Here is a 20,082-nt window from a genome sequence, read left to right on the forward strand (position 1 = left end):
CTGGTCGAGCAGACCCGAAGGGCCCGCCTCCATGCTGGTCGAGTAGCCCCGCCAGGGGCGTATCGAGACCCACGCGTGCGGACGACGGCGGATCTCGATACGCGCGCTGCTCGCGCTACTCGATCGACATGGTTGCTCAGCGCAGCCGCAGCGCCAGGAAGAGGTCGGCGCGGTCGGAAGTGTTCGAGAGGTCGCGCTGCGTCAGCTCCTCCACCCGGGCGATGCGGTAGCGCACCGTGTTGAGGTGCAGGTGCGTCTGCTCGGCCGCGCGCACCCAGGAGCCGCCGCAGTCGAGGAACGCCGACAGAGTCGCCACCAGCTGCGAGTTGTAGCGCGCGTCGTGCTCGATCAGCCGGCCCAGCACCAGCTCGACGAACACCGCGCGCAGGTGGTCCGGCACCGCGCTCAGCAGCTGCACCGCCGAGGTCACCTCGCCCGCTGTCCCGATCCGCACCGGCGACGCGTCGCCCGGCGCGGACGGCAGCCGCAGCGCGTACCGCGCCGACCGCAGCGCCCCGCCGAGCGCGGCCAGCGGACTCGGCGCGCTCACTCCGACCCGCAGCACCGCTCCGTCCAACGCCGCGCCGGCCCGGCGCAGCGCCGCGGTCACCACGGCCAGGGCTTCGTCGTCCGCCACCGGGACCAGCGCCACCGCACCGTCGGCATCGCGCCCCACCACGGCCCGGCCCAGGTGCGCCACCGCGTCCGCGAGCACCGAGCGCGCGAGCTCGCCGTCGCCGTCCACCGCGGCCGCCAGCACCGCGAAGCGCTCGACGCCGGCGAGGCCCAGCTGGCGGAGGTAGACCGCCGTCTCCGGCTGCTCGCTGTCCTCCTCGATCAGCTCGAGCAGCCGGTCGGCGAGCGCCGCGTCGGCGAGCAGGGCCGCCTCACGCTGCAGCCGGTAGAGCCCGATCACGCCCGTCAGCTCGGTGATCGCGTCGAGCAGCGAGGGGTGCCACTCGTTCCAGTCGCCGGCGACGACGACGAACCACGAGGCGGCGCGGTGCTCCTCCGCTCCCGCGACGGCGAGGATCGACAGCACTCCTCCGTGCGCGTCCGGCACCGTCACCGGGGTGCGGCGCGCGGTCAGGGCGGCGTGCACGACGCGGTCGACCTCGTCGGCACTCAGCGGGTCCGCGGACGCGGCGGCGGAGCGCCCGGTCGCGGTCAGCACCCGCACCGGCCGCCCCAGCTCGGTCGAGGTGCGGGCGATCAGCTCGTCGAGCAGCTGCCCGCGGTAGACCTCGGTCAGCAGCTGCCGCTGGCGCGCGAGCCCGGCGGTCAGCCGCGCGACCCGATCGCCCGCCAGCGCATTGGAGAGGTGCGCGGTGATCGAGGCGAAGGACACGTCGGCCGGCACGGCGAACAGCGCGACCCCGTGCGCGCGGCAAGCCGCGACCAGATCGTCGGGCACGAAGCCCAGGAGCCCCTCGCCGGCCAGCAGCGCGACGGCGCCGGAGGAGGCGACCGCGGACACGAAGGCCTCGCTGTCCTCGGCCGTGCGCCGCCACATCATCCCGGTGAGCACGAGCTGGTCGCGCGCCAGATAGCGGCGCGGGTCGAGCAGATCGGTGGTGAAGGTCCAGTTCACCTCGCGCGCGAGCGCCTCCTCGGTGGTGTGCACGGCGCGGATCCGCAGCGTCGGCGCGTCGAGGAGCTCCCGGAGCTGCACGCTCAGCTCCCCCGGTAGGTCGAGTAGGCGAACGGGCTCAGCAGCAGCGGGATGTGGAAGTGCGCGGCCGTGTCCTCGAGGCGGAACGCGACGACCACCTCGGGGTAGAACGACGCGGTGCCCGAGCGCTCGAAGTACGCGGCGGTGTCGAAGACGACGCGGTAGATCCCCGCGGGCAGTTCCGCCGGCCCGAACTCGGCGACGCGGCCGTCGGCGTCGGTCCGCGCGGTCGCGATCGGCTCCCAGCCGGATCCTCGTCGCGCCTCGAGCGCGACCGGCACGTCCTGCGCCGGCCGGCCGAGCACGGCGTCGAGCACGTGCGTCGTGACGTGGCTGCGGTGCGCGCTCATCGGCCCGCCTCCACGACGGCGCCGGTCTCCGGGCCGAGCGCGCGCACCCGCAGGACCGTGATCTCGCGCAGCTGGTCGGCGACGATCCCGCGCTCGGTGTCCTCGTCGAGGCCGAGCCGGCGCTCCAGCTCGGCGACGATCTCCGATCGGTCGCGTCCGGCCGCCCGGATGAGGAACACCCGCCCGAACCGCTCCTCGTAGGCCCGGTTGCCGGCCAGCAGCCGCTCGGCCAGCGCCTCGTCCGGCGAGAGGCTCGACGCCTGCTCGGCGGCGGAGAAGTCGGAGGAGCGTCCGGTCCCCGCGTGCTTCTCGCCGATCCGGGGGTGGTCGGCCAGCGCCGCCTCCACCTCGTCGGCCGTCAGCGTGCGCGCGCTCGCGTCGGCCGCGGCGGCCAGAGCCTCGGTCGAGGCGTAGGGCGCGCCCGCGGCGACCTCGTCGGCCCAGCGCGGGACGGCGAGGCACGCCAGCAGCGCGTCGCGGAGGGTGGTGGGGTCGGTCATGCGGTCTCCTCGTCGGCCCGGGTGTGCGGCACGATGGTCGGATGGACGTGGTGGGGGTGGTGCTCGCCGCGGGCGCCGGGCGCCGGGCGGGCGGACCGAAGGCGCTGCGGGTCGACCCGACGGGCGTGAGCTGGGTCGAGCGTGCGGTGGTGAGACTCGAGGCCGTCGGCTGCGGGAGCGTGCTCGTGGTGCTCGGCGCCGAGGCCGACGAGGCGCGCCCCCTGGTGCCGGAACGAGCAGCGGTCGTCGTCGCCGACGACTGGGCCGAGGGACTGTCCGCTTCCCTGCGCACCGGGCTGCGGGCCGCGCACGGTGACGCCGCCCTGGTGACGCTCGTCGATCTGCCGGACGAACCCGCCGCGGTCGGCGAGCGCGTCCTCCGCGACTCCCCCGTCGGTCCGTCGGTGCTCGCCCGCGCGACCTACCGCGGCCGCCCCGGCCACCCGGTACTCCTGGGCAGCGCGCACTGGCGGCCGCTCTCGGCGGCGCTCACCGGCGACTCCGGGGCCCGCGACTACCTCGCGCGGCACGGCGCCCTCGCGGTCGAGTGCGGCGACCTCTTCTCGGGAGCAGACCGCGACGGACCCGGCTGACGCGGTCATCCGAGCCCGCCCTCGTCGAGCGCGTCGCGCAGCGCGCGCCAGGCGAGGGTCGCGCAGACCGAGCGCACCGGGTTCGCGGCGACCAGCAGCAGCGCCGCCTCGTCGCCGAGCGGCTCGGCCGCGACCGATTCCGCTGCGCGTCCGGACACCGCGTCGTGCGCCGCCATCGCCTCGAGGAAGGCGGTGACGCGCCCGCGGACCGTCACCGCGTCGAGCCCGTCGAGCTCGTCCGCGAGCAGCGACGCGGAGCCCTGCGACACCTCGCAGCCGCGCCCGCTCCAGCTCACCGACAGCGCACCAGCGCCACCGGAGACCCGGACCTCGATCCGGTCGCCGCAGGTCGGCGTGAGCAGCTCTGCCCGGCCGAGCACCTCCGCCGGCGCCGTCTCGTCCCGCCCCACCGGATGCCGAGCGTGCGCCCGGATCAGCTCGGCCGCCTCGGCGCTCACGGCCGCTCCTCCAACTCCGCCAACTCGGCGTACAGGGTGCTGATGCCCGCGATGCGCTCGCGCGACTCCCGCGGCACGGCGCCGAGCACCCCGGCGGCCAGCACTGCGACGGCGCTCATCGCCGCCGCGTAGCTGTCGAACGCCGCCTCGCTGTCGACCGGACACTCCAGCCAGACCGCGCAGCGGTCGGCGAACCGCCGCGCGTGCGCATCGGCGAGCAGCACGACCGGCACCCCGTGCGCGGCCAGCACATCGACGACGGCCGCGAAGGAGGCGGGCCGCCGCCGGAAGCCGACCAGCACCACCGCGTCCTCCGCGCCGAGTCCGGCGATCTCCTCGCCGAGCGACTGCCCGGGCTGCGGCGCGATCCGCACCCGGGCACGCGCCTGGGCGAGCTGCTGGCGCAGGTGTAGCGCGACCGGGTAGCTGTTGCGCAGGCCGATCACGACGACCTCGCGGGCGCCGGAGAGCAGCCGGACGGACTCCTCGAGCCGCCCGTCGGCGAAGGTCGTGGCGAGGCGGCGGAGGTTCGCGTGCTCGCTCTCGAGGTGCGCGGCCAGCGCGTCGGCGGGGGCACCGGCCGAGGCCGGGCCGACCGGCACCCCGGAGCTGCGCAGCGCGCGCGCGTGCTCGCGCACCTCCTGCGAGTTGGAGAAGCCCAGGCGGCGGAAGAGCCGCGAGACCGTGGCCTTCGACACTCCGCTGTGCTGCGCGAGCTCGGTGGCGGTGTAGCTGGCGAGGTCGCCGAGGTGGTCGAGGATGAAGTCGGCCGCGCGCTGCTCCTGGCGCGACAGCGAGGCGTAGCCCGCGTCGATCCGGCGGCCGATGCTCGGAGCGGAGGCGTCGGTGCGGTGCTCGGCGATCGGCGCCGAGGCGGTCACACCCGTCCTGCCCGCGCCTCGGCGAACGCGTGCACCGCCGCCTCGAAGGCGTCCAGCGCGGTCGCGACATCGGCCTCGGTCACGTTCTCCTCCGGGTGGTGGCTGACGCCGCCCTCGCAGCGGACGAAGAGCATCGCGTACTCGGTGAGGTCGGCGATCGCCATCGCGTCGTGCCCGGCCTTCGAGAACAGCACCATCGGCTCCTCGTCGCCGGTCGCCCGGATGCCGGTGCGGACGACGTCCTGCAGCCAGTGGGCCGCGACGACGGCGGGCGCTCCGTGCGTCTCCTCGACGGTCAGCGCGAGCCGACGGCGGCGGGCCGACTCCGACATCGAGTGCTCGATCCCGTCCCAGACGGTGTCGCGGACGTCGTCGAACTCGGCCCGCAGGTCGAGCGAGAACTCCACCCGGCCCGGGATCACGTTGACTGCGCCGGGGAACGCCTCGAGGCGGCCGACGGTGGCGATCGCCCCGTGCTCGCGGGCGATGCGCTCGACGGCGAGCACGGCCTCGGCGGCCCCGGTCAGCGCGTCGCGGCGGCGGTCGAACGGCACGCCGCCCGCGTGGCCGGCCTTGCCGGTGAGGGTGAGCGCGAAGCGGCGGGCGCCGGCGATGGAGGAGACGACGCCGAGGGCGCGGTCCGCCTCCTCGAGGTACGGGCCCTGCTCGATGTGCGTCTCGAGGTAGGCGAGGACGTCGGCGGCGTCGCGCGCCGCGGTCGAGATGCGCGAGGGGTCGAGGCCGAACTCGTGGAACGCCTCGACGAGGGTCGTGCCGTGCGCGTCCTCCAGCTCCCACCAGTGCTCGTCCCAGGTGCCGGCGACCGCGCGGGAGCCGAGCAGGGCCGTGCCGAAGCGGGTGCCCTCCTCGTCGCCGAACGCGACGACCTCGACGGCGAACGGCAGCCGGGTCCCAGCCTCGTTCAGCCGGGAGACGACGGCGATCGCGAGCATCACGCCGAGGATCCCGTCGTAGCGCCCCGCATCGGGCACGGTGTCCAGGTGCGAGCCCAGCAGCAGCGCGGGCAGTCCGGGCGTGGCGCCCTCGTAGCGGCCGCACTGGTTGCCGGCCGCGTCCTGCCAGGTGCGCATGCCGGCGTCCTCCATCCAGCGCGCGGCCATCGCGTTGACGCGCGCGTGCTCGGGAGAGAGGTAGACGCGCTCGATCGCACCGCGGGTGCTCGACACCGCGGCGAGCTCGTCGCAGCGCGCCATGATCGCGGCGGCGTCGACGACGCTCACGCCGCGCCTCCCCGTGCGGAGTCGTAGACGCCGTACGCGCCCGCGACCCCGCCACCCGGAGCGACGGTCGCGCCCGCGCGGCGCAGGACCGCCTCGAGCGCGGCGAGGGTGGTCAGCACCGTGTCCTGGCGCGCGTTGTAGCCCATCGTGCCGATCCGCCAGACCTTGCCGTGCAGCGGCCCGAAGGAGGTGCCGATCTCGATGCCGAAGTCCTCCAGCATCGCGCCGCGCACCGCATCGCCGTTCACGCCGTCCGGGATGTGCACTGCGACGACGTTGTTCATCTTGTGCGCGAGGTCGCCGAAGACGCGGAGGCCGAGACCCTGGACGCCGGCGAGCATCGCCGCACCGTGCAGCTCGTGCCGCGCGATGGTGGTGTCGAGGCCCTCCTCGACGATCAGCCGGGCGCACTCGCGCGCGCCGTAGAGCATCGTCGTGGCCTCGGTGTGGTGGTTGAGCCGGCGCGGACCCCAGTAGTCGAAGACCATGCCGAGGTCGAAGTAGTTGGAGCGGACCGGGTGCGCGCTGACCGCGTCGCCCTCGTCGCGGATTCCGGCCTCGATGCTCTTGCGCGCCTCGATCACGGCGACGGCGCGCTCGGAGAAGGTGACGGGAGCGGAGCCGGACGGCCCGCCCAGGCACTTCTGCAGGCCGGCCGAGACGGCGTCGAGGCCGAACTCGTCGGCGCCGAACGCGTTGCCCGCGAGCGACGCGGTGACGTCGGTGTAGAACAGCACGCCGTGCTTCTCGCAGACCGCGCCGAGCTCCTCGAGCGGCTGCGCCATCGTCGTCGAGGTGTCGCCGTGCACGACTGCGAGCACCTTCGGGCGGACGCGCTCGATCGCCTCGGCGATGACCGAGACCGGGAACACCTGGCCCCACTCCGCCTCGATCACGTGCACCTCCGCGCCGCAGCGCTCGGCGATCTCGCGGAGCAGGTGGCCGAAGCGGCCGAAGACGGGCACGAGCACCCTGTCGCCCGGCTCGAGCATCGAGACGAGCGCGGCCTCGATCCCGGCACGGCTGGTGCCGTCGACGAGCATCGTCTTCTCGTTCGACGTGGCGAAGACGCGGCGGTAGAGCTCCTGCGTCTCGTTCATCATCGAGGTCATGAACGGGTCGTACTGGCCCACCAGCTGCGCGGACATCGCGCGGAGCACCCGCGGGTCGGCGTTGATCGGGCCGGGGCCCATCAGCAGCCGGGGCGGCGGATCGATGGGGAGGAACGTCGAGATCGCGGGCGCGGTCGGAATGGGAGCCACCTTCTTCGCAGTCGGACGTGCAGAAACACCTGTTTCAGGTTCCGACCTTACTGCAACACACGTTTCGCCCATGTTTCGGCGTCGGTAGGTCTCGATACGGCACCTGCGGCGCCTACTCGACCAGCATGAGCTGCCCTTCATGCTGGTCGAATAGCCCCGCAGGGGCGTATCGAGACCCACCCCTCCCGAGCCAGGCAGTACATGCTTCACCAGAGCGGCCCCTCTTCATGCTGGTCGAGTAGCCCGCATCGCGGGCGTATCGAGACCCGCCTACCCCAGCACCTCCGCCGCCAGCTCCAGCAGCGCCAGATCCGCCCCGCGCGGCCCGACCAGGCACAGCCCGACCGGCCGCCCGTCGACGCTCAGCCGCGGCACCGACAGCGCCGGATACCCGCCGATCCCCGCGAGGCAGGTCAGCCCGAGGGTCGCGGTCCGCGCCGCATCGATGACTTCGGCCGACGCGTCGAGCGCCGGCGCCACCGACGACGCCGACGGCAGCAGCAGCACCCGTCCGGCGAGCGCCGCGTCGAGCCGCTCGCGGAACCCCGCGACCCGCTCCCGCGCCGCCGCCTCGGTCTCCGCGTCGATCCGCGCCGCCGCCTCGAACCGCCCCTGCACGTCCGGCGCCAGCACTCCCGGGTGCGCGGCGACCCAGGCACCGTCCGACGCCCACGCCTCCGCCGCCTGCACCGTCCGGAACGCCTCGAACATCTCCGCCACCGGCGGCAGCTCGATCCGCTCGGCCCCGAGCCCGTCGACCACCGCCGAGAACGCGGCTGCGACCGGCGTGTCGACCCTCTCGAGCAGCGCGTCGCAGACGACGAACCCGTCCGCAGGCGCCTCCGCAGGCCCGGTCAGCGCGACGCGCGCCACCCGCCGCAGCACCTCGAGATCCCGCGTCAGCCACCCCACCGTGTCGAAGCTCGGCGCGAGCGGAAGCAGCCCCTCGACCGGCACCGCTCCGTGCGTCGTCCGCAGCCCCCAGAGCCCCTGGTACGACGCGGGCACGCGGATCGACCCCGCCGTGTCCGTGGCGAGCCCGACCGCCGCCTGCCCGAGCGAGACCGCGGTCGCGGGTCCGCTCGAGGAGCCACCGGGGATCGCCCCCGGCACCGCCGGGTTCGGCGGCGTCCCGTAGCCGGAGTTGCGCCCCGCGATGCTGTACGCGAACTCGTCGGTCTGCGCGATCCCGCGCACCGACGCCCCCGCGCCCAGCAGCATCGCGACGGCAGGAGCGGTGGATCGCTCGACCACCGCCTCCGCCAGCCGCACGGGGATCCCCGCGCCGATCCGCTGCCCCTCGATCGCGAACAGGTCCTTCACGGCCACGTCCAGCCCGTCGAGCGGCCCCGACGCGGAGGCGGGCACGAGCGGCGCCCCGACCGCCCGCCACACCCGCGCATCGAGCGCCGGCGCGGGCGCCTGCACCTGCGCCGCGCGCACCCGCCAGGTTCCGGAGTCCCGCGTCCACAGCTGCGTCACCAGCCCGCGCCCCCCGCGGGCCGGCAGGTTCACCGTCACGACCAGCGCGTCGTCCTCCCCGAGGGCCCGCACGTGCAGCTCGGCGAGCGCCCGCGGCGGCGTCCCGCCCCGCCGCCCGCGGAACCCGGTGATCGCCTCGTGCCCCACGAGCAGCCCGGCGGCGTCGCCGCGCAGCGTCGTCGGCTCGCGGACGAAGGCGTCGGCGAGCGCCGGCACGTCGTCGGCCGCGAGCGCGGCCTCGTAGGCGAGCACCGCGTCGACGAGCCCGTCGGGCAGCTCCCCCTCCAGCGTCGTGACGCGCGGATCAGGGACGTGCTGCTCAGTCATCGAAGTCCGCCGTCCGCACGCGGGCGTGCACGCCCTTCACCAGGTCGACGACCTGCGAGATGTTGAAGTCCGTCGCGGCACTGAGGTACGCGTAGGCGAGGCTCGCGTCCATCCCGTAGCGGGCCTGGAGCAGCGCGATCGCCGCCCGCACGCAGTTCTGCACCGCGACGTCGAGGTCCTCGTCCATCCCGGTCGGCACCAGGAACTCGGCCGTCTCGCCGAGCGGCCCGGCGATCTCGCCGAACGCGGCGAGCGCCTCCGCCCGCGGGATCACCTCGAAGCGCACCCGCACCCGCAGGCTCGCCTCCATCGCGGTCAGCGCTACCTCGCCGTCGCCCTGAGCGAAGTGCGGGTCCCCGACGTAGGCGAGGGCCTCCGGCACCTGCACCGGCAGGTACACGCTCGTGCCCGCCGTCAGCAGCGAGATGTCGATGTTGCCGCCGTGCGCCCCCGGGGGCACGGAGTGCGGCCGCTCGTCGCCCGCCACCGCGACGCCCATGATCCCGAGGAACGGGTGCAGCTCGAACCGCGCCGAGCGCTCACCGCCCGGAGTCAGCGGCAGGACGCCCCGCCGGATGCCGTCGTCGCCCTCCTCCACGCGGGCGAACGCGCTGAACGACCCCGCGGCCAGCGGATACTCCCCCGGCAGCGCGCCGCGCCCGTGCCGGTTCGAGATCACGCCGTACGGGACGCGCGGCTCGGCCTCGAGCAGCGTCATCCGGAGCAGGTCGCCGGGCTGCGCGCCGCGCACCGCGATCGGCCCGGTCACCACGTGCGGCCCGTCGACGGCGGTGTCGCGGAAGGGCCCGGCCGCGGCGAGCTCGATCGCGTCGCGAAGCACCCCCTCGGGAGCCACACCGTGCGCCCCGAAGAACGCGACCGGATCGCGTCCCTGATCCTCGAGGACCCCCTCGTGGCTCAGCGTGTCGATGACGACCTCCGCACCGGAGTCCACGGTGAGCACCGCCCGGTCGCTCGCGCAGGGCAGCCGCCCCCACAGCACCGATCCCGGACCGGCCGGCAGGTACTCGACCCCCTCCGGAAGTCCCTCCCCGGGCTGCACCGCCCACACCGCCGGCTGCTCCTGCGCAGGCCGCCCCTGCGCGTCCCGCCTCTGCACGTCCTGCACGATGGCCGCCTCTCCGCGCGGGCCCGCCCCGCACTCCGTCCGACAGTAGCGGCGCCGTGTTGCGCCCTCGTGTCCCGGCCGCCCGCCGCATCCATGGCAGTATCGGCCCCGCACCACCCTCGCTCCCCTCCCGCGAGATGCCACTTGTGTACGCGACACGCCGACGGAGGCGCTCACAAGTGGCATCTCGCGGCACCCGCCCACCCCTCCGACGACAGGACCCCTGTGTTCCGACGCCTGCGCACGCGCACCGACAACGTCCACCTCGGCCTCATGCTCGCCCTGACCTTCTCGACCGGCATCATCGACGCCGTCGGCTACCTCGGCCTCGACCGGGTCTTCACCGGCAACATGACCGGCAACGTGGTCATCCTCGGCATGGCGCTCGCCGGCGCCGACGACCTCCCCATCGTCGGCCCGATCATCGCCCTCGCCGGCTTCATGCTCGGCGCCGCGATCGGCGGCCGCGTCCTGCGCCCGGTGAAGGTCGGCTGGACCACCCGCTCCTCCTGGCTCTTCACCGTCGTCGGCCTGCTGATGACCGTGCTCGCCGTCGTGCTCGGCGTCGTCCCCGAGCACCCCGAGCCCCTCGCCCTGACCGTCACCGGCGTCCTGGGCCTCGCGATGGGCCTCCAGGCCGCGACCGCCCGCCACATCGCGGTCAAGGACGTCACCACCGTCGTCGTCACCTCGACCATCACCGGCCTCGCCGCCGACTCCCGCCTCGGCGGCGGCAAGGGCCAGCCCTGGTTCCGCCGCGCCACCGCCGTCGTCCTGATCGCCGCCGGCGCCGGAGTCGGCGCCCTGGCCCTGAACGTCGGCCTCTGGCTCGGCCTCGCCATCGCCGCCGCGATCACCCTGATCGCCTCGCTCCTCGGCCACCTCATCGCCCACGTCAAGCACGCCACCCCCGCGGAGGAGAAGGCCGCGGCCTGACCTCGCCGGGTCCTGCCTTCCTTTCCCCAGTTATGCACATTTTCCTTTGCACACCGTGGCGTTGTGCGTAGGATTCCGACCATAGCGTTGGAGGAACAGGATGCCCGGCTACCGAATCGACTCGCAGCTCGCAGAGCTCGGTGAGAACGCACGCGGCTGGCGCATGGTGCTGGGCCTGACCGCTCAGCAGGTCGCGGAGCGCGCCGGCATCACTCGCGCGACAGTGCACAAGATCGAGGCGGGTGACCCCGGTGTCCGCTTCGGAAGCGTCGCTCAGGTCCTCCGAGCCCTCGGAGTGCTCGATCAGACCATCGCCGCTACCGACCCCCTCGCCAGCGACATCGGCCGACTGCGCGCCGGCCGTCTGACGAAGAAACGCGCCCGATGACCACCGTGGACGTTCTGGTCGACGAGAACGGCCGCTCCCGGCCTGTCGGTCGAGCGCACTTCACCCGCACGCGAGGCGAGGTCTCCACGACCTTCCTCTACGACGCCGACTACCTCGCAAGCGGAGGTACGAGCATCGACCCCGTGCTGCCACTCGTGAGCGGCTCGCAACATCAGACCGGCCTCGTCCGTGCCTTCTCCGACAGCGCCCCCGACCGCTGGGGACGGAACCTCGTCGAGAAGGCCGAGCGGATCCGCGCGCGCGAGGAGAACCGCGCACCCCGCCGCCTCGACGACGTCGACTTCCTTCTCGGCGTGAGTGACGACACCCGGCAGGGCGGACTCCGCTACCGCCTTCCCGGCAGCGCAGCGTTCAGCGGGGAGCCCTCGACGGTCCCCCCGCTGCTGTCCCTGCCGACGCTCCTGCGTGCCGCGGACGACGTCTCCGCGGACGAGGACCCGAGCCGCGCGGTCAAGCAGCTTCTCGACACGGGGACGACCGGTCTGGGCGGGGCGCGACCGAAAGCGTCGGTGCGCCTCGAGGACGGCTCGCTGGCGATCGCGAAGTTCCCCCATGGAAGCGACGAATGGGACGTCATGGCCTGGGAATCGACCGCCCTGGACCTCCTGGATCGCGCGGGTCTTCGAACGCCCCAACGGAGACTCAGCCGCGTAGGGGAACGCAGCGTGCTGATCCTGCGCCGGTTCGACCGCACAGAGGACGGCCGGCGGATCGGCTACATCAGCGCGATGACCGCTCTCAGCGCCGTCGACGGCGACCACCGAGACTACGCCGACCTCTCCGACGCCATCCGCGATCTCTCCTTCTCGCCGCGCGCAGACCATCACGAGCTCTTCGACCGCATCGTCGCGAGCGTGGCACTCGGAAACACCGACGACCACCTGCGGAATCACGGCTTCCTCGCTGAGCGCGGTGCGTGGCGGCTGAGCCCGGCGTTCGACGTGAATCCGAACCCTGATCCGTGGCGTGCTCGTTCCACCTCGATCATGGGAGCCGATGCACCGCCTGACGAGGCGGAGGCGCTGATCGCGCTCGCTGAGGGATTCAGCCTCTCGGCGAGGGAAGGCCGTGAGCGGATGGTCCGCATCGCCGAGTCGCTGGCGCCCTGGCAGGAGTCCGCCCGGGCCAACGGCATCGCTCAACGAGAGATCAGCATGATGGCCGAGTCGGTTGGGCCGCGACTCGAGGCGGTCGTCACCGCTGCCCGCTGAAGGCGAGCGACGACGTAGGTTCTGGATTCTTGGTCTCCGCGCCGCTCAGCGCGGTGCGCGCTGGCAGTGCGGGCAGAGGTGCGACGAGCGGTTCATGAACGGCACGCGGACGATCGGCTCGCCGCAGCGCGGGCAGGGCTTGCCGGTCCGGCCGTAGGCGTTGAGGCTGTGCGAGAAGTAGCCGGAGGCGCCGTTCACGTTGACGTACTGGGCGTCGAAGCTGGTGCCGCCCTCGGCCAGTGCGCGCTCGAGCACCGAGCGGACCTCGGCGAACAGGCGGCGGATCCGCGCCTCGGTCAGCGACGAGCTGGGCGTCTCGGGGTGCAGCTCGGCCGCCCACAGCGACTCGTCCGCGTAGATGTTGCCGATGCCGCTGACCAGCGTCTGGTCGAGCAGGGAGCGCTTGATGCCGCTGTTCCGGCGGGCCAGCACGGCGAGGACGGCGGAGAGGTCGAAGAACGGGTCGAGCGGATCGCGGGCGATGTGCGCCACCTGCGAGGGCACGGCCCGCAGCCAGTCGCCCTCGACCGCGTCGTCGCCGGCGTAGCCGCCCGGCGCGCCGTCCGCGGTGGGAGCCAGCGAGTCGATCGCCATCGAGCCGAAGATCCGCTGGTCCACGAAGTGCAGGGCCAGCTCGCCGTGCTCGGGATGCTCGATGCCGATCCGGATGCGGGTCAGCTTCGCGAGCGCGGCGTCGGCCGTCCGCAGCAGCACCTGCCCGCTCATTCCGAGGTGCACGAGCAGCGCCTCGTCGCGACCGGCCGGCAGCCAGAGGAACTTGCCGCGTCGCACCGCGCCGCGCAGCCGCCGCCCGACGAGCAGCCCTTCGAAGGAGCCGAGCGGGTGCACATGGCGCTTGAGCGAGCGCTCGTCGACGATCTCGACGCTCGTCACCAGCGAGCCGGTGACGGCGGGAGCGAGCCCGGCCCGCACCACCTCGACCTCGGGCAGCTCGGGCACGATCAGCCCTCGATCGGAGCGGCCGGCGCCGCGGGGGCGACCGGCTCACCCGGAGCCGTCGCCGAGAGGCGCGTCCAGGCGTCGAGGGCGGCGGCCATCTCGGCCGCCTTCTTGCTCGTCCCCTCGCCGCGCGCCGTGACGAGACCGCCGACGATGACGGTGGCGACGAAGACCTTGCTGTGGTCCGGCCCGGTCGCGGCGATCTCGTAGCGGGGCGCGGGCGCGCCGCGCTCGGCGGCCGCCTCCTGGAGGCTCGTCTTCGGGTCCATCGAGACGCCGAAGCGCAGCGGATCCGCGGTCAACGGGGCGATCAGCCGCAGCACGAGGTCGCGCGCGGCGTCCGGGCCGGTGCCGAGGTAGACCGCGCCGATGATCGCCTCGACGGTGTCCGCGAGGATCGACGACTTGTCGCGGCCGCCGGTCATCTCCTCGCCGCGGCCGAGGCGGAGGTGCTCGCCGAGGCCGATGCCGCGGGCGATCTCCGCGAGAGCGACGGTCGAGACGAGGCTCGCCCGGCGCTTGGCCAGGTCGCCCTCGCTCAGCGCGGGGTACTCGGTGTAGAGCATCACGGTCACGGCCTGCCCGAGGATCGAGTCGCCGAGGAACTCGAGGCGCTCGTTGTGCGGGAGCCCGCCGTGCTCGAAAGCGAACGACCGGTGCGTCAGGGCGAGCTCGAAGAGCTCACCGTCGAGGCTCACGCCGAGCGTGGCCTCCAGACGCGACCGGTCGTCGCTGGAGGGTGTGGCAGAGGTCTGGTTCACCATGGACCGCACGGCTCGTGTCGCGGAGCGACGCGGAGCCGGAGGGACTGGATCAGACGTTCGCGACCTTGCGGCCCTTGTACTCGAGGAACAGCGCGGTGCCCGCGGAGTCCTCGACGACCTTGGCGCGGTGCGGGAGGCTGTAGACGGTCTTGCCGTTCTCGACGGTCTTCACCAGGGGCGGGACCTCCGCCTTCCACTGCGAACGACGAGCGTGGGTGTTCGCGCGGGACTTCTTCCTCTTGGGAACAGCCATGATTCTCTCTTCTCTAGCTCGGTCGGATCAGGCGGGGCTGATCAGGTTCGGTCGTCTTCGGTGCGCGGCTCGGCGCCGGCACCACTGTCTGCGGAAGCTCCGGGCGCTGCGGCCCCACCGGTCCCCGACTCGCCCAACCCGGCGAGCGCGGCCCACCTGGAGTCGCGCGGAGCCTTGGGCTCGGACACGGAGGACTCGGCCAGCCGCTCCCCCGTGACAGGGTCGAGGCCCGGACAATCCGGCCGGCAGACCGGCTGGAACGGCAGCGACAGCACCACCGCATCCCTGACCAGAGGTTCAAGATCCACGTGGTCGTCGTGAACCTCATAGTCGAAAGCTTCGTCAGAAGAGTACGCGAAAAGTTCCTGGAACTCGACATCGACAGGCAGGGAGATGTCGGTGAGGCAGCGGCTGCACTCGCCGACGGCCTCCGCGGACACCTGGACGCTGGCCAGGATGCCCTCGTGCACCGACTCGATCCGGACGTCGAGATCGAGCGGCGCGCCCTGGCGGACGGCGACGATGCCCTCGCCGAAGGCCTCGGGCGCCTCGAGGTCGAGACGGTGCTCGCGCATCTCCCCCGGGCGGTTCACGATGTCGCGCACGTTCACGGTGAACGGCGTCTTCTTGAAAGTAGTCACGAGGATCGAGCCTAGTCCCCCGCGCCACGCCCGGGCGGAGGTCACCCGGATCCCGCCGACACCCCGCACCCCCACTCCTCAGAAGTTGCGGGCGAGTACGCAGAAGTTGCGGTAGCCGGGATCGACTACCGCAACTTCTGCGGAGTGGAGAGGGTGGTCAGTGGAAGGGGACGCGTCAGGCGCCGCCCTCCTGCAGGGTCACCTCGATCGGCTCGTAGTCGGCGCCGCTGGTGTCCACGCCCTCGTCCGCGAGCTCGGCGAGCGCCTTCTCGACGTACTCGTTCGAGTAGGCGGTCTCCGGCGGGTCCTCGCTGATGATGGTCGCGCCGGTCTCGTTCTCCGTCGTCTTGGCGATGTCGACCGTCTGGTCCCAGGCGGCCTCGTCGATCATGCCGACGCCGTCGGTCGAGGGCCAGATCAGCTTGTTGACCTCGTTGGTCATCCAGAGCTGGTGGCTCGTGCCGAGCGTGGAGCCGGCCGCGGTGACGATGTCCGCCGCCTCCTGCGGGTTGTCCTTCGCGTAGATCCAGCCCTTGATCGACGCCTTGATGAAGGCGACGGTCTGCTCGGCGTAGGCGTCGTCGCTCGAGAGCTTGTCCGCGTCGGCCCAGATCGCGTCCTGCAGCATCGCGGTGCCGACGTCGTTCCAGCTGATCACGTTGAGGTCGTCCGGCGTGTACAGCTCGCCCGTGTCGGGGTTCACCGTCTCGAGGACCTGCGCGTACTCGTTGTAGGTCATCGCCTGCGCGGCGTCGATGTCGCCGGCGAGGAAGCCGTTCATGTCGAAGAGCTGCTGCACGAGCGAGATGTCGCTGAGCGCGACGCCGTCCTTCTGCATGCCGGCGAAGAGCTCCCACTCGTTGCCGTAGCCCCAGCTGCCGACCTGCTTGCCCGCGAGGTCGGCGGGCGAGGTGATGCCCTTGTCCTTGAACGAGATCTGCGTGGTGGCGCTGCGCTCGAAGATCTGCGCGACATCGGTGATGTTCGCGCCGTTCTCGATCGAGCCGAGCACCTTCGGCACCCAGGAGATCGCGTAGTCGGCGTCTCCGGAGGCGAGGACGTCCTGCGGGACGATGTCGCCGCCGCCCTCGGCGATGGTCACGTCGAGGCCCTCGTCCTCGTAGTAGCCCTGGTCGACGGCGGCGTAGTAGCCGGCGAACTGGGCCTGGGCGACCCACTGGAGCTGCAGGGTGACGGGCGTGAGATCCCCCGAGTCCCCCGAGGCTCCCGAGCCGGTGTCACTGGATGCGCTGCAGCCGGTGAGCGCGAGGCCGACGGCGGCGAGCCCCGCCGTGGTCGTCATCGCGATGCGCGTGCGTCTGTTCACTGTTCCTCCTGGTGCGGTGCGGTGCGGGATGCGGCCCGGACGGGCCGTCAGTGCCGTGGTGCGGATGGAGCGGTGGAGCGGATGGAGCGAGTGCGGTGGAGCGAGTGCGGTGGTGCGGGTGGTGCGTTCGGGTGGAGCCGAAGTGCCCGTCCGGCGCGAGCCGGCGGGAGTGGAGGGACGCGCCTCAGCGCGCGTGGCTGCGCCGGAGTGCGAGCGCCTCGAGGCCCGCGGTGACGCAGTAGAAGACGAGGCCGACGAGCACGGCCCCGAGCACGTAGGCGTAGGCGAGCGCGTAGTCGCTGCCCGACGCCGCCGAAGTGATCGACTTGCCCAGGCCCCCGATCGGACCGCCGAAGTACTCGGCGACCAGCGCCGAGATCACGGCGAGCGAGGAGGCGATCCGCAGCCCCGTGAAGAAGAACGGCACCGCCCCGGGCAGCGTGATCGTCCGCGCCGTCTGCCACGGCGACGCGGCGTAGGCGCGCATCAGATCGCGATGCACGGGAGCAGCCTGACGCAGCCCGCGCAGCGTGTTGACGTACACCGGCACGAAGACCGCGAGCGCCGCCACGAGCTGCCGGGCCGTCTCCACGTTGGCGCCGAACATCGTGTAGAGCACGGGGGCGAGCGCCACGATCGGCACGACGGCCGCGGCGGCGACGATCGCCGCCGTCAGCCCGTCGAAGACCCGCACCAGCGCCGACACCGCGGCGACGAGCACCGCGAGCACCGCCCCGGCGACGAGCCCGATCAGCGCGTTGCCGCCGGTCACCCGGCTCCCCGCCAGGACCGAGCCCGCGTTCTGCGCGAACTCCGCCCCGATCGCGAGCGGCGAGGGCAGCACGAACGGCTGCACGTCGAGCGCCGTGACGCCGACCTGCCAGAGCAGCAGCGCCACGACGCCGAGCACCAGCGGGGCGACGACCGCCCGGGCGAGCGCGGGGCTGCTCACCGGTTCTCCACCCCGCGCGGCAACGCGGCGGCGTCGCCGTGCAGCAGCTCGCGCACGGCCCCGACGTCCGAGAAGAACGCGGCGTCCTCGCGGACCCCCGCCTCGCGCTCGGAGGAGTCGGGCAGCGCGATCCGCAGCACGTCGCGGATCCGCCCGGGTCGCGGCGACATCACCACAACGCGGTCGGAGAGGAACACCGCCTCCGGGATCGAGTGCGTCACGAAGACCACGGCGGCCCCCGTCTCGCTCCGGATGCGCAGCAGCTCGGTCTGCATCCGCTCGCGCGTCATCTCGTCCAGGGCACCGAAGGGCTCGTCCATCAGCAGCAGCCGGGGGCTCTCGGCGAGGGCGCGCGCGATGGCGACCCGCTGCTGCATCCCGCCGGAGAGCTGGTCGGGGTAGGAGTCGGCGAAGTCGCCGAGCCCCACCAGCGCCAGCAGCTCGTCGACCCGCGACCGGCGGGCCGCGGCGCCGACGCCGTGCAGCTCGAGCGGCAGCGCGATGTTCGCCCGGATGCTCCGCCAGGGCAGCAGCCCCGCCTGCTGGAAGGCGATGCCGTACTCCTGATCGAGCCGGGCCCGCCGCGCCGTCTTGCCGAAGACCGAGATCGAGCCGGAGGTCGGCTCGTCGAGGTCGGCGATCAGGCGCAGCAGCGTCGACTTGCCGCAGCCGGAGGGTCCGATCAGCGACACGAACTCCCCCGCGGCGATCTCGAGCGAGACGGTGTCGAGCGCGGTGACGCTCGTGCTCTTCTTCGTGGTGAACGTCTTCGTGACGGAGTCGACGACGACGGCCGGTTCGGCAGCGCTCATGCGGGCTGCTCCCCTCTGCGGAACGGACGGAGGGCGGTGCCGATCAGGCCCACGGCGCCGGCGGCCGCGAGGCCCACCAGCACTGCGCCCAGGATCGGCGCCCAGGGCTTGGCGGGGTCTCCCCCGGCGGAGGAGGCGAACTCGATGATCATCCGGCCGATGCCGCCGCGCAGGCCGATCGAGACCTCCGCGACGACGGTGCCGATCACGGCGCTGACGGCACCGAGCCGCAGCGCCGGCAGGAGGAACGGCACGCTCGCGGGGAGGCGCAGCCGCAGCAGCGTCTTCCACCAGCCGACGCCGTAGACGCGCATCAGCTCGACCTGGTGCGACGACGGCGCGTTCAGTCCGCGCAGCGCGCCGATCGAGACCGGGAAGAAGGCGAGGTAGGAGGCGATCAGCGCCACCGACATCCAGTTCTCCCAGGTGAAGGCGCCGAGCTCGAGCTGCGAGCCCCAGCGGCGCACCAGCGGTGCGATCGCGATCAGCGGCACCGTCTGGCTCAGCACGATCCACGGCAGCACCGCGGACTCGGCCGTGCGGAAGCGCTGCATCAGCACCGCGAGCAGCAGCCCGACCACCACGCCGACGACCCAGCCCACGGCCGCGACGCCCAGCGAGAAGGCGCTGGCCTGCAGCACCGCGAGCCAGAGCACCGGGGCGTTGCGAGCGCCGGTCACCGGCTCGACGAGCCGCCCGGCGATCTCCCACAGGTGCGGCATCGCGATGGCGCTGGTGCGCGGGAGCACGGTGACCCCGCCGACGACGACGCCCGTCTCCGGCCCCAGGGCCTTGTAGACCTCCCAGAGCACCGCGAGCAGGAGCAGCCCGGCCGCGCCGAGCAGGACCCCGCGCGTCGCGGCCGGCGACCTCATGCCTTGGCCACAATGTGCGGGCCGAGGGCCGGGATGACGCGCTCGCCGTACACGCGCAGCGTCTCCTCCTTGTTGTCGTGCTGGAGGTAGCCGGCGAACTGCGTGACGCCGATCTCGGCGAGCGCCGTCAGCTTCGCGATGTGCTCGTCGGCCGTGCCGAGGACGCAGAAGCGCTCGACGATCTCGTCGGGCACGAACGCGGTGTGCGAGTTGCCGGCCCGCCCGTGCTCGTTGTAGTCGTAGCCCTCGCGCTCGGCGATGTAGTCGGTCAGTGCCTGCGGGACGGCGCCGCTCGTGCCGTAGCGGCCGACGATGTCGGCGACGTGGTTGCCGACCATCCCGCCGAACCAGCGGCACTGGTCGTACATGTGCGCGCGGTCGGTCCCGATGTACATCGGTGCCGCGACGCAGAACTGCAGCGACTCCGGGTCGCGGCCGACGTTCGCCGCCGCGTCCTTGACCGTCTGGATCATCCAGCGTGCGATGTCGAGGTCGGCGAGCTGCAGGATGAACCCGTCGCCCGTCTCCCCCGCCAGCTTGAGCGCGAGCGGTCCGTAGGCGGCGACCCACATCTCCAGCGAGGAGCCGCGGCTCCACGGGAACTGCAGGGTCGAGCCGTTGTACTCGACCGAGCGGCTGTTCGCCAGCTCGCGGATGACGTGGATCGACTCCCGCAGGGTCTTCAGCGTGGTCGGAGCGCCGCCGGTGATGCGGACGGCGGAGTCGCCGCGGCCGATGCCGCAGACGGTGCGGTTGCCGTACATCTCGTTGAGGGTCGCGTGCAGCGAGGCGATGACGGTCCAGTCGCGGGTCGCCGGGTTGGTCACCATCGGGCCGACGGTGATCCGGTGGGTCTTCTCGAGGATCTGCGAGTAGATGACGTACGGCTCCTGCCAGAGCAGGTGCGAGTCGAACGTCCACGCGTAGTCGAAGCCGTAGGTCTCGGCGAGGACGGCGAGCGCGACGGTGCGCGAGGCGGGCGGGTTGGTCTGGAGGACGACTCCGAAGTCCATGGGGCTTCCTTCGTTGCGGTGGGAAAAGGGGACT

22 protein-coding genes are annotated in these 20,082 nt (G+C 73.0%); 4 read left to right on the forward strand and 18 right to left on the reverse strand.

What is annotated here, in order from left to right:
• Nucleotides 1–136: 136 nt before the first annotated feature.
• Genes MT351_RS07010 through uraD form a run of 3 tightly spaced genes read right to left on the reverse strand, consistent with a single transcriptional unit; the run spans nucleotide 137 to nucleotide 2,522 of the window.
• Nucleotides 137–1,672 (reverse strand): helix-turn-helix domain-containing protein, encoded by a 1,536-nt coding sequence (locus tag MT351_RS07010; RefSeq protein ID WP_243581693.1) that lies wholly within the window; start codon nucleotides 1,670–1,672, stop codon nucleotides 137–139.
• A 2-nt stretch (nucleotides 1,673–1,674) separates the two neighbouring features.
• Entirely contained in the window at nucleotides 1,675–2,022 is a 348-nt protein-coding gene (uraH, locus tag MT351_RS07015; protein ID WP_243581695.1) for a hydroxyisourate hydrolase, read from the reverse strand.
• A complete protein-coding gene (uraD, locus tag MT351_RS07020; protein WP_243581696.1) occupies nucleotides 2,019–2,522 on the reverse strand; it encodes a 2-oxo-4-hydroxy-4-carboxy-5-ureidoimidazoline decarboxylase in 504 nt (167 codons plus the stop codon). The genes uraH and uraD overlap by 4 nt, the downstream gene beginning before the upstream one ends.
• 41 nt (nucleotides 2,523–2,563) lie before the next feature.
• On the opposite strand from uraD, the gene MT351_RS07025 reads away from it, so the two are divergent.
• The gene (locus MT351_RS07025) at nucleotides 2,564–3,115 is read left to right on the forward strand and encodes an NTP transferase domain-containing protein (protein ID WP_243581699.1); all 552 of its coding nucleotides are present in this window, start codon (nucleotides 2,564–2,566) and stop codon (nucleotides 3,113–3,115) included.
• Nucleotides 3,116–3,120: 5 nt separating this feature from the next.
• On the opposite strand, the gene MT351_RS07030 is transcribed toward MT351_RS07025, so the two are convergent.
• The 6 genes from MT351_RS07030 to MT351_RS07055 form a co-directional block, all read right to left on the reverse strand.
• Nucleotides 3,121–3,573 carry an iron-sulfur cluster assembly scaffold protein gene (locus tag MT351_RS07030; protein WP_132437802.1) on the reverse strand — a complete coding sequence of 151 codons (453 nt, stop codon included), beginning with the start codon at nucleotides 3,571–3,573 and terminating at the stop codon, nucleotides 3,121–3,123.
• Complete coding sequence (locus MT351_RS20250; protein ID WP_243581700.1) at nucleotides 3,570–4,454, reverse strand: MurR/RpiR family transcriptional regulator; 885 nt, start codon at nucleotides 4,452–4,454, stop codon at nucleotides 3,570–3,572. Before MT351_RS20250 ends, MT351_RS07030 begins: the two co-directional genes overlap by 4 nt.
• Nucleotides 4,451–5,695 carry an allantoate amidohydrolase gene (locus MT351_RS07040; protein WP_243581702.1) on the reverse strand — a complete coding sequence of 415 codons (1,245 nt, stop codon included), beginning with the start codon at nucleotides 5,693–5,695 and terminating at the stop codon, nucleotides 4,451–4,453. Before MT351_RS07040 ends, MT351_RS20250 begins: the two co-directional genes overlap by 4 nt.
• Nucleotides 5,692–6,888, reverse strand: a complete 1,197-nt coding sequence (locus MT351_RS07045) for an alanine--glyoxylate aminotransferase family protein (protein WP_243581842.1) — start codon at nucleotides 6,886–6,888, stop codon at nucleotides 5,692–5,694. Before MT351_RS07045 ends, MT351_RS07040 begins: the two co-directional genes overlap by 4 nt.
• A 339-nt stretch (nucleotides 6,889–7,227) precedes the next feature.
• Nucleotides 7,228–8,766, reverse strand: coding sequence for an AtzH-like domain-containing protein (locus MT351_RS07050; RefSeq protein ID WP_243581703.1), 1,539 nt, complete (start codon nucleotides 8,764–8,766; stop codon nucleotides 7,228–7,230).
• Complete coding sequence (locus MT351_RS07055) at nucleotides 8,759–9,886, reverse strand: acetamidase/formamidase family protein (protein WP_243581843.1); 1,128 nt, start codon at nucleotides 9,884–9,886, stop codon at nucleotides 8,759–8,761. The genes MT351_RS07050 and MT351_RS07055 overlap by 8 nt, the downstream gene beginning before the upstream one ends.
• Nucleotides 9,887–10,120: 234 nt before the next feature.
• On the opposite strand from MT351_RS07055, the gene MT351_RS07060 reads away from it, so the two are divergent.
• The 3 genes from MT351_RS07060 (at nucleotide 10,121) to MT351_RS07070 (ending at nucleotide 12,451) form a co-directional block, all read left to right on the forward strand.
• The gene (locus MT351_RS07060) at nucleotides 10,121–10,831 is read left to right on the forward strand and encodes a YoaK family protein (RefSeq protein ID WP_308197719.1); all 711 of its coding nucleotides are present in this window, start codon (nucleotides 10,121–10,123) and stop codon (nucleotides 10,829–10,831) included.
• Nucleotides 10,832–10,931: 100 nt separating this feature from the next.
• Nucleotides 10,932–11,219, forward strand: a complete 288-nt coding sequence (locus MT351_RS07065; RefSeq protein WP_243581704.1) for a helix-turn-helix domain-containing protein — start codon at nucleotides 10,932–10,934, stop codon at nucleotides 11,217–11,219.
• On the forward strand, nucleotides 11,216–12,451 hold the full coding sequence (locus MT351_RS07070; RefSeq protein ID WP_243581705.1) for a type II toxin-antitoxin system HipA family toxin: 1,236 nt from the start codon (nucleotides 11,216–11,218) through the stop codon (nucleotides 12,449–12,451). Before MT351_RS07065 ends, MT351_RS07070 begins: the two co-directional genes overlap by 4 nt.
• 45 nt (nucleotides 12,452–12,496) lie before the next feature.
• Here the strand turns inward: MT351_RS07070 and mutM are convergent, their stop codons facing one another.
• From mutM to MT351_RS07115, 9 genes are all read right to left on the reverse strand, one after another.
• On the reverse strand, nucleotides 12,497–13,411 hold the full coding sequence (gene mutM, locus MT351_RS07075) for a bifunctional DNA-formamidopyrimidine glycosylase/DNA-(apurinic or apyrimidinic site) lyase (protein ID WP_243581706.1): 915 nt from the start codon (nucleotides 13,409–13,411) through the stop codon (nucleotides 12,497–12,499).
• A 2-nt stretch (nucleotides 13,412–13,413) separates the two neighbouring features.
• Nucleotides 13,414–14,175: a ribonuclease III gene (gene rnc / locus MT351_RS07080; protein ID WP_123703197.1), complete on the reverse strand. Its 762-nt coding sequence runs from the start codon at nucleotides 14,173–14,175 to the stop codon at nucleotides 13,414–13,416.
• Nucleotides 14,176–14,224: 49 nt separating this feature from the next.
• The gene (rpmF, locus tag MT351_RS07085; protein ID WP_123445680.1) at nucleotides 14,225–14,428 is read right to left on the reverse strand and encodes a 50S ribosomal protein L32; all 204 of its coding nucleotides are present in this window, start codon (nucleotides 14,426–14,428) and stop codon (nucleotides 14,225–14,227) included.
• Between the two features lie 41 nt (nucleotides 14,429–14,469).
• Nucleotides 14,470–15,069 (reverse strand): DUF177 domain-containing protein, encoded by a 600-nt coding sequence (locus MT351_RS07090; RefSeq protein ID WP_374204757.1) that lies wholly within the window; start codon nucleotides 15,067–15,069, stop codon nucleotides 14,470–14,472.
• A gap of 175 nt (nucleotides 15,070–15,244) precedes the next feature.
• Nucleotides 15,245–16,396 (reverse strand): ABC transporter substrate-binding protein, encoded by a 1,152-nt coding sequence (locus MT351_RS07095; protein WP_243581707.1) that lies wholly within the window; start codon nucleotides 16,394–16,396, stop codon nucleotides 15,245–15,247.
• 184 nt (nucleotides 16,397–16,580) lie between these two features.
• Nucleotides 16,581–17,348 carry an ABC transporter permease gene (locus MT351_RS07100; protein ID WP_243581709.1) on the reverse strand — a complete coding sequence of 256 codons (768 nt, stop codon included), beginning with the start codon at nucleotides 17,346–17,348 and terminating at the stop codon, nucleotides 16,581–16,583.
• Nucleotides 17,345–18,160, reverse strand: coding sequence for an ABC transporter ATP-binding protein (locus tag MT351_RS07105; protein ID WP_243581722.1), 816 nt, complete (start codon nucleotides 18,158–18,160; stop codon nucleotides 17,345–17,347). Before MT351_RS07105 ends, MT351_RS07100 begins: the two co-directional genes overlap by 4 nt.
• Nucleotides 18,157–19,035 (reverse strand): ABC transporter permease, encoded by an 879-nt coding sequence (locus MT351_RS07110; protein ID WP_243581723.1) that lies wholly within the window; start codon nucleotides 19,033–19,035, stop codon nucleotides 18,157–18,159. The genes MT351_RS07105 and MT351_RS07110 overlap by 4 nt, the downstream gene beginning before the upstream one ends.
• Entirely contained in the window at nucleotides 19,032–20,048 is a 1,017-nt protein-coding gene (locus MT351_RS07115; RefSeq protein WP_243581724.1) for a TIGR03842 family LLM class F420-dependent oxidoreductase, read from the reverse strand. Before MT351_RS07115 ends, MT351_RS07110 begins: the two co-directional genes overlap by 4 nt.
• Between the last annotated feature and the right edge of the window lie 34 nt (nucleotides 20,049–20,082).

The sequence above is a fragment of the Rathayibacter sp. VKM Ac-2926 genome (genome assembly GCF_022815565.1).
Lineage (GTDB): Bacteria > Actinomycetota > Actinomycetes > Actinomycetales > Microbacteriaceae > Rathayibacter > Rathayibacter festucae.

What these genes read in the sequence shown, in the direction of transcription:
- MT351_RS07065 (WP_243581704.1), top strand. Translation starts at nt 10,932, where the DNA reads ATGCCCGGCTACCGAATCGACTCGCAGCTCGCAGAGCTCGGTGAGAAC.
- MT351_RS07070 (WP_243581705.1), top strand. Translation starts at nt 11,216, where the DNA reads ATGACCACCGTGGACGTTCTGGTCGACGAGAACGGCCGCTCCCGGCCT.
- rpmF (WP_123445680.1), bottom strand. Translation starts at nt 14,428, where the DNA reads ATGGCTGTTCCCAAGAGGAAGAAGTCCCGCGCGAACACCCACGCTCGT.
- rnc (WP_123703197.1), bottom strand. Translation starts at nt 14,175, where the DNA reads ATGGTGAACCAGACCTCTGCCACACCCTCCAGCGACGACCGGTCGCGT.
- MT351_RS07105 (WP_243581722.1), bottom strand. Translation starts at nt 18,160, where the DNA reads ATGAGCGCTGCCGAACCGGCCGTCGTCGTCGACTCCGTCACGAAGACG.
- uraH (WP_243581695.1), bottom strand. Translation starts at nt 2,022, where the DNA reads ATGAGCGCGCACCGCAGCCACGTCACGACGCACGTGCTCGACGCCGTG.
- MT351_RS07110 (WP_243581723.1), bottom strand. Translation starts at nt 19,035, where the DNA reads ATGAGGTCGCCGGCCGCGACGCGCGGGGTCCTGCTCGGCGCGGCCGGG.
- MT351_RS07115 (WP_243581724.1), bottom strand. Translation starts at nt 20,048, where the DNA reads ATGGACTTCGGAGTCGTCCTCCAGACCAACCCGCCCGCCTCGCGCACC.
- MT351_RS07045 (WP_243581842.1), bottom strand. Translation starts at nt 6,888, where the DNA reads ATGGGCCCCGGCCCGATCAACGCCGACCCGCGGGTGCTCCGCGCGATG.
- uraD (WP_243581696.1), bottom strand. Translation starts at nt 2,522, where the DNA reads ATGACCGACCCCACCACCCTCCGCGACGCGCTGCTGGCGTGCCTCGCC.
- MT351_RS07050 (WP_243581703.1), bottom strand. Translation starts at nt 8,766, where the DNA reads ATGACTGAGCAGCACGTCCCTGATCCGCGCGTCACGACGCTGGAGGGG.
- MT351_RS07025 (WP_243581699.1), top strand. Translation starts at nt 2,564, where the DNA reads ATGGACGTGGTGGGGGTGGTGCTCGCCGCGGGCGCCGGGCGCCGGGCG.